This window comes from Paenibacillus validus NBRC 15382 (genome assembly GCF_004000985.1).
GTDB classification, from domain to species: Bacteria; Bacillota; Bacilli; order Paenibacillales; family NBRC-103111; genus Paenibacillus_G; species Paenibacillus_G validus.
Genome location: NZ_BIMH01000049.1, coordinates 24909 through 34108 on the forward strand (window position 1 = coordinate 24909; position 9200 = coordinate 34108).

The 9200-nt window shown below is 44.0% G+C and carries 8 protein-coding genes; 2 read left to right on the forward strand and 6 right to left on the reverse strand.

Annotated features, from left to right (window positions below; all coding sequences use genetic code 11):
- The 5 genes from dctP to PVA01S_RS22285 form a co-directional block, all read right to left on the reverse strand.
- Positions 1 to 1005 carry a TRAP transporter substrate-binding protein DctP gene (gene dctP, locus PVA01S_RS22265; RefSeq protein ID WP_164751935.1) on the reverse strand — a complete coding sequence of 335 codons (1005 nt, stop codon included), beginning with the start codon at positions 1003 to 1005 and terminating at the stop codon, positions 1 to 3.
- Positions 1006 to 1269: 264 nt separating this feature from the next.
- Positions 1270 to 2121 (reverse strand): carboxylating nicotinate-nucleotide diphosphorylase, encoded by an 852-nt coding sequence (gene nadC / locus PVA01S_RS22270; RefSeq protein ID WP_127609650.1) that lies wholly within the window; start codon positions 2119 to 2121, stop codon positions 1270 to 1272.
- Positions 2122 to 2162: 41 nt separating this feature from the next.
- The gene (locus PVA01S_RS22275) at positions 2163 to 3365 is read right to left on the reverse strand and encodes a Gfo/Idh/MocA family protein (RefSeq protein WP_054798861.1); all 1203 of its coding nucleotides are present in this window, start codon (positions 3363 to 3365) and stop codon (positions 2163 to 2165) included.
- A 4-nt stretch (positions 3366 to 3369) separates the two neighbouring features.
- Positions 3370 to 4101 carry a 3,4-dihydroxyphthalate decarboxylase gene (gene phtC, locus PVA01S_RS22280; protein WP_127609652.1) on the reverse strand — a complete coding sequence of 244 codons (732 nt, stop codon included), beginning with the start codon at positions 4099 to 4101 and terminating at the stop codon, positions 3370 to 3372.
- Positions 4102 to 4410: 309 nt separating this feature from the next.
- A complete protein-coding gene (locus PVA01S_RS22285; RefSeq protein ID WP_054795308.1) occupies positions 4411 to 5673 on the reverse strand; it encodes an aromatic ring-hydroxylating dioxygenase subunit alpha in 1263 nt (420 codons plus the stop codon).
- A 230-nt stretch (positions 5674 to 5903) separates the two neighbouring features.
- On the opposite strand from PVA01S_RS22285, the gene PVA01S_RS22290 reads away from it, so the two are divergent.
- Positions 5904 to 6686 carry an IclR family transcriptional regulator gene (locus PVA01S_RS22290; RefSeq protein WP_127609654.1) on the forward strand — a complete coding sequence of 261 codons (783 nt, stop codon included), beginning with the start codon at positions 5904 to 5906 and terminating at the stop codon, positions 6684 to 6686.
- 90 nt (positions 6687 to 6776) lie between these two features.
- Here the strand turns inward: PVA01S_RS22290 and PVA01S_RS22295 are convergent, their stop codons facing one another.
- The gene (locus tag PVA01S_RS22295) at positions 6777 to 7553 is read right to left on the reverse strand and encodes an isochorismatase family protein (RefSeq protein ID WP_127609656.1); all 777 of its coding nucleotides are present in this window, start codon (positions 7551 to 7553) and stop codon (positions 6777 to 6779) included.
- A gap of 250 nt (positions 7554 to 7803) precedes the next feature.
- Between PVA01S_RS22295 and PVA01S_RS22300 the strand changes: the two genes are divergently transcribed.
- Positions 7804 to 9164 (forward strand): IS3 family transposase gene (locus tag PVA01S_RS22300; RefSeq protein ID WP_127609658.1). Its coding sequence is split into 2 segments (ribosomal slippage): positions 7804 to 8260 and positions 8260 to 9164, totalling 1362 coding nucleotides; the frame shifts between segments, so codons are not numbered across the junction.
- Positions 9165 to 9200 lie beyond the last annotated feature (36 nt).

Sequence of the window (9200 nt, forward strand, 5' to 3'; positions counted from 1 at the left end):
CTATTTCTTTCTGAACAATTCCTCTAATTTCTTTCCGTTCTCCGGCAAATTCGTCTCTACCCACTTCCAAGCCGAATCATTGGCAATTTTCAAGTATTCCTCTTCCGGCAGCTTAACTTCCTGAATCCCGGCTTCTTTCAACTTTTTCTGCTCGTCTTCAATAAATTTTTCAATGAATAGGGGAAGTTCTTTCTCGACTTCACGGGCTACCTTATTAATCAAATCCTGGTCTTCTTTAGACAGCTGCTTCCATCTGTCCAGATTCATGATCATAGAAGTATCGACTTTCCAGTAGCTGGGTGATATTTGATATTTAATTTGTTTTTGCAGCCCCAAATCTGTGACTCCACCCTTGGGCCAAGCTACACCGTCAATGACCCCCCGCTCGATTGCCGTATAGATTTCTCCTGCCGGCATGATCACAGCCTCTGCACCTAATGCTTTAATAAACGGCACATAGACAGGCGATGTCCGGAATCGTTTGCCTTTAAGATCGTCGATACTGGTAATCGGCTTTTTCGTATATAGACTATAGCTCATCCCGCTGGATCTTCCTATGAATTGGGCATTTAATTTTTTATTATGTATTTCATTCAGGAAAGCCATGCTGCCGTTCTTCCATTCATCTTCGACAGACAGTTCGCTATAATTGGTAACTACGGCTTCCGGCACCTGGTTCTGATAATATGCTGTAGAAAGAACGGAAAAATCTACGACCCCCGTACGTACCGCATCTCCCTGATTAAAGGCCGGGATCGATTCGGGACCTCCTGCATACTGCACTTTAATTCGGCCATTGCTTTGCTCCTCGATTTTTTTCTGAAACATGCCGAATCCTGCACTATGAATATTATTTTCTTCCCAGGCGGTAACCCCTTTGAGCACAACTGATTTTTCCGATGAGGGCGTGGAACCCGTACCGCTTGGATTGCCCGAACAGGCACTGATGAGACTTGTCATGGCCAAGAGCGAAATGAAGCTGATAATACTTTTTTTACTAGACATCTTTAGACACCTCTTCCTTTGGTATATACGTTCATATGAGGCCATTGATAAACAATCGCTCCCCACAATAAAACGCTTTCAATATAATGATTGTAATATTTATTAAAAAATACGTCAATAAAAACTTATTCAAACTTATATTTTTCTGTATTGTTAAATAACTTTAATAAATTTACGTAACTTATATCCGTTTTTCGTGTACGCCTATCCCGGCGCAACACAAAACAGCCACTCTCTGAAGAAAGCGGCTGTTCTAAGCAATATTTATTTTTTATTAAACAAATCAAGACTAATATCGACATTATTTACGGAGTAGGTCAAGCTTCCCATAGAAATGACGTTAACTCCCAATCCGGCAACTTCCGCTATATTATCGATGGTGATTCCCCCGGATGCCTCGGTAATGGCTTGATCTCCAATCAGCGCGATCGCATGCCTCATCGTGTCAAGCGGCATGTTATCGAACATAATAATATCGGCTTTCGCCTCCAGGGCCTCCTCCACTTGCGTAATGGATTCAACTTCCACTTCAATTTTCATGGTATGAGGAATTCCGGCTCGAGCGGATTCCACAGCCTGCTTTAATCCCCCGGCAGCTTTAATATGATTGTCTTTAATCAAAACCGCATCAAATAATCCATAGCGATGCGAATTTCCTCCCCCCACACGCACCGCATACTTCTCCAGCATACGAAGTCCGGGTGTTGTTTTTCTCGCTTCAACAACCCTGACATTAGCGTTATAGGGCCTCGCTGCCAGAACGAGACGGTTTGTTTTGGTAGCAATACCGGATAAGCGCTGCAGCAAATTAAGGGCAATACGTTCACCCGTTAGTATAGAACGGATATTACCGGATAATTCCGCTATAATCGTTCCCTTCGTAAGAACCTCACCGTCGCTAATCCTTGTCTGGATGACGACACTGGGATCAACGACTGAAAAAACAGCTTGAAGAACGGGGATTCCCGCCAAGATTCCTTCCCCTTTGGCGTGAATAATTCCAGTTCCGGTCAAATCTTCAGGGACCGTTACCCAGGAGGTCACGTCACCTGGTCCAACATCTTCCTCCAACCAGTCTCGAATTTGTTGATGCAGCTTATTTTTGTTCAGGAACATCTTCTCTTCTCCTCATTGTCGGTTCATATATTTAGAATGAATTAATCCGTGACCGCCGTTTGATAGTTCAAATAAATTTCCTTGCGCTGTTTGGAAGATTCCAGCACGGCTAAGCAAACCTCCAAATTCGCTTTAGCCCATCGGCCGTCATGCACCGGAGGACGATCGTTGTAAACCGCATCATAAAGCTCCGCGATGACCGCATCGCGTCCTGTAGCCGCAGCAGGAAGCGCTATTTCATACCGCTTGTCTTCCCCATAAACGTATAATCCATTAGGAGATTGACGAATATCACCTTTTTCGCAGCTTACAACCGTCAATCCAAAGAACGGATGATGATTTTCCGCATGGTCGTACTGTTTAGCTCTCGATCCCCCGTAGCCCGCCAGACTTTTAATCTGGCTTTCTTCTATGCGGCCCACTTGATCGATTGTTCTGCGAGACTTGGCATACACATCCGTGGAAACGACTGGCCCTCCCTCACTAATCCCATAAGTAAGCTCCGTAGAATGAAAGTGATCATAGCCGTTATAGACAGCAGTGGCTGCTGCCCCGCTTTCAAACTCCAGAAAAACAGTATGGCTTCCCTCTGTCGGCCGCGTCAGGTCCCATACTCCCGTCATGGCCCGGACACTCCTGATCAGTCCGCCTCCAATAAGCCGTATAATATCAAATTGATGCGAGCCTTGCCGGAAGGTTACGCCTCCCCCCAACTGCGTATCCAATTCTTCTGGAGTCCGGGGTCTATAGATCCAGTCATTGAAGTACCAATTGTGAATCATGCGCACCTCTCCCAACTCTCCGCTTCTAACGATTTCCCTTATTTTGCGGATAGGGGGTTCGAAGCTGTGAGAGTGCCCCACGATCATGACGACTCCGTTCTTTTCAGCCGCCTCAATCATTTTGTCTGCATCCTCAAGCGTGATCGCCATCGGCTTCTCTACGATAATGTGCTTCTTATTTTCGGCCGCCAGCAGGACGTGCTCGGTATGAAGCTCGGTAGGAGTCGCGATATAAATAGCGTCCACTGACGAACTTTGACACAACTCCTCTATACTGTGAAAGGTTTCCGCTTGATAATCACTCGCAAATTTCTCTCTCCGTTCCTTACTTCGGGTTGCCGCTGCCGAAAGCTGCACATTCGGATGCTTAAGAAACGCGGGGATTATGGAGCTGCCGGCAATACCAAGACCGGCAATCCCTATTCTTAATACAGGTGATTCCTTTCTTTGTAAATGAGCCATATATTCACCTTTTCTCTTCCTCGTGGAGTTTTTTCACGTAATAACGCCATCCCCACTGGTCATTAAACGTAGTTCCCAGATCAGGAAGCTCGTTCATATCCTCCTGGGATATCGGTGCAGCTTCTCTCCCCGTTTGAGCCACCTGAAGCGTAACCTTGGCCAGAATATTAAAATTCAAGGCACGAACGGTAGCTTCCTCTACCGTCTTCCCCGTTACGGTAATACCGTGTCCTTTCATTAAACAGATGTTCTTATCCCCCATCGCTTGCATCATGTAATGGGCGAGCTCCTGGCGGGTAATCAGACAGGAACGCGGAAATACGGGTATTCCTTCAAGAGCCATGCGCATGGCCGGAATATTAAACGCACCGAAAACAGGCCGAAACTCCAAATCGGTAATTCCGCAAATCAAGGCATCCGGCGGGTGTGCATGAATAACACAACCGACCTCCGGTCGTAATTTATACATTTCCCCATGAATAGGGAGTTCTTTGGGCACATCGTACTTCCCTTCAAGATCCGCACCGTTTCCGTCAAAATCGACACGCCGAATAGCATCTGACCGGGTGTAACGCACACCGTTCTCTTCTTCGCCCCTGCAACGGATAAACATCTCATCTGTTCCCGGTATGCGCACACTGACATGCCCCAGAATCCCATCCACCAAGCCCTCCATAGCCAAAATTCGGCAGGACAGGGCAATCTTTTCGCGAATATCTTGCAACAAATCACTCATTGCATGCCAACCTCCTCTCCATCATTCCGTCATCCTGCTTCCGGCGCCGTTACTCGGGTGACCTCAATAATCTCACCACGCCATGAACAGAAGCTGCACCAGCAAAAATAAGCCGTATCCGTTGAAATCCAAAATTCATTTAGCAAACTGCGCGGATGCAGCAAAGATTCTCCGCAACTCGGACAACACTTGATCTTCATGTCGTTTCCCCTTTCGACCCAATAGGTAGCGGCAACAAAAAATCAGGCCCCTTCCCATTCATGAATTATGAAGAAGGAGCCTAGGAGCCTGATTATCCTTCAAATTTTTTTAGACCATGACATACTTCGAAGGAATATTCCCGTTTCTGCAAATTTCTATGATTTCATCAATATTGGCTGCATATCTGGTATTCCAGTTTTTCGATACATTGGTCAGCAGGGCGCCCTCACTAAATTTATCCTCTTCTTGAGGCAGTTCAATGATTTGATTTTTCTCCGGGTCCCTAAACGTGCACAGCGGATCTTCACCTCTTTCGATTTTGGCCAGCTCCTTCAGCAGCATTTGCCGGTACATGATAATCCCTTTGTCCGAAGTACCCAGTCGTTCAGCTGTCCGGTCGGCAATTTCTCCTTGTGTGATCCAGGCCATCATATCTTGACCGTCAATATAATCCGTAATAAACTTCCCGGATTCATCCTTGATCGGGCATTCATACAGGGAAATCGGGTAATTTTCCGGAATTTTTACTCCCTCTTTCGGCACATAACAGGTGTACCAAATATGATACGTATGGTTATCGTCCATAGGAACACGAATTTGGAACGAATGCGCCCCGCTGTCTCCTACACGGAGCATATTAGGGAAAACCACGGGATGGCCTACACGCCAGTCTTCGCATTCCTCTGTCTGTCCTACCAACACTCTCTTCTTAATAATGCCGTATTCAAATTCATCAAAACCGATTTTAATATGGTGCTTCGTAATAGGCCACTCGCTCACCGGACGGTCCTGCTGTTCAAAAACATACTCAAAGTAGTGACCATGCAGCCACTCCAAATGAATGGGGTCAAGCGAGTTCTCCATAATTTGCAGCCAATTGCACGGTACAATGGCATATCCGATAGTCCGGATTACATTATCTCGAAGAAATAAGTCATATCGGGGCAACAGCGGAGCAGGCTCCGGACCTAAATAAGCGAAAATAAGTCCCCCTAGCTCCTCGACACGATAAGATTTGATTTTAATCCGGTTTTTAAAGGTACTTTCTTCAGGTTCATTCGGCTGTTCCGTGCAAGCGCCTTCACGATTAAAACACCAGCCATGGTATTGACAACGAAGGCCATCGTTTTCCGGTATTCCGTATTCAAGCGAAACCCCTCGATGCGGACAGCGTTCCTGAACAAGCCCCAGCTTCCCGGACCGGTCGCGATACAAGACCAGATCCTCTCCTAAAATCTTGACTTTCCTCGTCCCGGCCTTCGGAAATTCAGAGCTTGCTGCTACAGGATGCCAATATCTGCGAAGCAAACTTCCCGTCGGGGTTCCCGGACCTACTTTCGTAAGCGTTTCATTTTGTTCCTTGCTTAACATGTTAATCCCTCCTGTAATGACTTCAAATTCGTTGCTTTATTATGTCATAATCGTAACTTCGATATCACTTCCGTACAACTCAAATGTTCTGATATACGCACCAAAATAATTATTTTTTTTAATAAATATCAACTAAAATAACTAGGAAACCGTAACAAATTTTGTATAATAAACGTAAGGCCTTTGTTCTGCTATGAGGGACAAATAACGGCATATGGAGGTTATCTGAGATGAAACCGGATGCGAATAGAAAAAGATCGAGCGAAGAGTACTTGCTGTCTTCCGTCAGAAATGCTTTACGTATTTTACGCAGTTTTTCTGAAGATGAGACGGAAAAGAGGGTCAGTAAGCTGGCTGTCGAGCTAGGAATAGGAAAAAGTACGGTCAGTCGTTTGCTGGCTACCCTTGAAAGCGAGGGCTTTGCTCGAAGAGATCCGGAATCTCAAAAATGGCAGCTGGGTTTGACCGTGTTATCATTAGGAGGGATTGTAAAACGTCAGTTGCAATTAACGAAGGAGTCCCGGCCGGTGCTCATGAAATTAGTTAAGCAGACCGGGGAATCGGCACACGTTGCCATTCTGGAAGAAGCGGACGTCATTTATATCGAACAGATGGAATCCCCTCATCCGCTAAGACTTCCTCATGTGGGCAAAAGAAACCCCGCGTTCTGTACGAGTACCGGCAAAGTCTTACTCGCCCATAAAAAAGAAGAATATTTGGAGATGGTTATTTCAAAAGGTTTAACTCCATTTACCGAACATACGATCACCGATCCCATCAAATTTCTTGAGCATATCAAACAAGTACGCGAACAAAAATATGCCGTTAGTATCGAGGAGCTAACCCCGGGAGTGATTTCGGTTGCCGCCCCTATTCGAAACTACACCGGAAGAGTGGTGGCTGCCGTCTCCATAGCGGGAACAACCGAAGGATTCCAACACTATAAAATTAACGATTACAAAATTAAAGTCATGGAAGCCGCAAAAGAAATATCGGAAAACCTGGGATATTAAGGACAACCAGCAAATCTGTTACGGTTTAAACGAAAAAAACAGGGTGAGGAGAAGATCCTCAACCCTGTTTCCTGTCGTTACCTATAAAAACTAGATTTGTACTTTTTGAAAATATTCAAGCACTTCATCGACCCGGATCACATCAGCATACTTGACATCTAATTCCAAAAGGGCCGTTTGGTGCTCTGTGATCGAGCGATCAGCTACCGCTTCTTCCGGCACAATGGTATGGAACCCATGTTGAAGAGAATCAATCGCCGTTACCCTTATACATCCGCTTGTACTGTTGCCTACGATAATAACCGTATCGATATCCTGGGCTTTCAGCCAATCGGATAAATCGGATTTGAAAAATGGAGAAATGTAGGGACTATGAATAATTTTGTTGAATTGAAAATGGCCTAATCTTGGCTCAATATCCGTCCAAATCGATTCCTGCTTTAACATGAGGTTGGTTTCTATTTTTTTCGCCCACAGATTCGATATTTTATTATTCGGATCATAGATGGTAACAGCAAAAACAATCGGAATATTCAGTTTGGTAGCGGATTCCAACAATAAATGAGTCTGTTCGATAACCTTATCCATGTCATACCCCGCTTTAGAAGTGGGGTCTGTGAAATAACGAATTAAGTCTCTTACAATAATGCACGGTTTATTGCCAAATCCCATCCTTCCGAACGGGCCCCAGGTTCCATAGGCATGTTTGACTTCATTGTACTGATATCTTCTTTGACCGCCCGGCGTGTAATAGACCTTTAATCCATAGCCTTCAACTTGTCCGTCTTTTTCCAATCTGCGAAGTGTCGCAGGCGATACTCCCAGCTTTTTGGCAGCCTCGGCGATCGTTATATAATCTTTATCCATGTTTAGACCTCTATTCTTATGCTAACCGTAATCATTGTATTATTTTTTTGGAAATCCGTCAACATTACTTAATTAAACTTGCGTATCTTTTATAAGTATAATAACTTTAACTATATTTTGAAAGATCTATTCATAAAATGATCGTAAGAAGCTTCGTCTGGAATAAGCTCGAAAAACAGAAAAGGAGCAGCTGCAATGAACTGCACCCCAATTGTTAGACACACATCTAACAATTGGAGGTGCTTTTCTTTTGGCTAAATTTACAGCAGCAGAAAAAATAAAAGCGGTCAAACGATATTTAGAAGGACATACAGGTTATCAAACAATCGCACAGGAAATCGGTGTACATGTTAGTAAACTGCAGTATTGGGTGAAAAAGTATCAATATCATGGAGAAGGGGCCTTTATAAAAACCTATACAAAATACACTGCCCAATATAAACTAGACGTAATTAACTATATGAACGAACACGGGACGTCCATTATTGAAACGGCAGCGAGATTTAACTTGTCTTCCGAATCGATTCTTTGGAATTGGCAAAATACCTTAGACACACTAGGCTGGGCGGCCCTGGAATCAAAGAAAAAGGGGCGTCCAACGATGAAAAAAGATAGTCAGAAACCAACAAACAAAACTGCACCAGCAGAAGGTTCAGCAGAGGCTTTGCAAGCAGAATTAGAGCGTTTACGTATGGAGAATGCTTATTTAAAAAAGTTGAATGCCTTAGTTCAAAGCAAGGAAAAATCACCAAACAAGACAAAGCGCAAGTAGTCTTTGAATTAAGGCATGAATTTCCGGTGAAATCAGTACTCAAGCTAGCAGGGATTCCACGTAGTACATATTATTACTGGGTGAAAAACTTTGGGAAATCGGATCAAGATGTCGAGTTAAAAAAACAGATCCAATCCATCTTTGACGAACATGAAGGGCGTTATGGTTATCGTCGTATTCGGGATGAATTGGTGAACCGTGGTTATATAGTGAATCATAAAAAAGTACAGCGAATCATGAAAGAATTGAGCTTGAAGTGCGTTGTCCGCATGAAAAAATATCGTTCTTACAAAGGGACAATAGGTAAGATTGCCCCCAATCTCTTAGACCGTCAATTTACAGCGGAAAAACCAAATAAGAAGTGGGTAACGGACATCACAGAGTTCAAATTATTTGGCGAAAAACTTTACCTGTCACCTGTTTTAGACTTATTTAACGGAGAAATTATTGCGTATACAATCGCTTCAAGACCAACCTATTCCCTCGTCTCGAAGATGCTGGAGAAGGCATTTGAACGACTGTCAGAGAACGATGTACTCCTCCTGCATTCCGATCAAGGCTGGCATTATCAGATGAAGCAATACCGTCAAGCCTTACAAGAAAGGGAGATCACGCAAAGTATGTCCCGTAAAGGCAATTGTTACGACAATGCGGTAATTGAGAATTTCTTTGGTATATTGAAATCCGAATTCCTCTATCTAAAGGAATTTGAAAGTGTGGAACACTTTAAACAAGAATTAGCGAAATATATCGATTACTATAACCACAAACGAATGAAGGCAAAATTAAAAGGCATGAGTCCAGTTCAATACCGTACGCATGCCTTACAAGCTGCCTAATAACATAACCTTGTCTAACTTTTTGGGGTCACTTCA

Bases quoted from the DNA above. Each gene is read 5' to 3' on its own strand.
- dctP (WP_164751935.1), bottom strand. From the start codon at position 1,005: ATGTCTAGTAAAAAAAGTATTATCAGCTTCATTTCGCTCTTGGCCATG.
- nadC (WP_127609650.1), bottom strand. From the start codon at position 2,121: ATGTTCCTGAACAAAAATAAGCTGCATCAACAAATTCGAGACTGGTTG.
- PVA01S_RS22275 (WP_054798861.1), bottom strand. From the start codon at position 3,365: ATGGCTCATTTACAAAGAAAGGAATCACCTGTATTAAGAATAGGGATT.
- phtC (WP_127609652.1), bottom strand. From the start codon at position 4,101: ATGAGTGATTTGTTGCAAGATATTCGCGAAAAGATTGCCCTGTCCTGC.
- PVA01S_RS22285 (WP_054795308.1), bottom strand. From the start codon at position 5,673: ATGTTAAGCAAGGAACAAAATGAAACGCTTACGAAAGTAGGTCCGGGA.
- PVA01S_RS22290 (WP_127609654.1), top strand. From the start codon at position 5,904: ATGAAACCGGATGCGAATAGAAAAAGATCGAGCGAAGAGTACTTGCTG.
- PVA01S_RS22295 (WP_127609656.1), bottom strand. From the start codon at position 7,553: ATGGATAAAGATTATATAACGATCGCCGAGGCTGCCAAAAAGCTGGGA.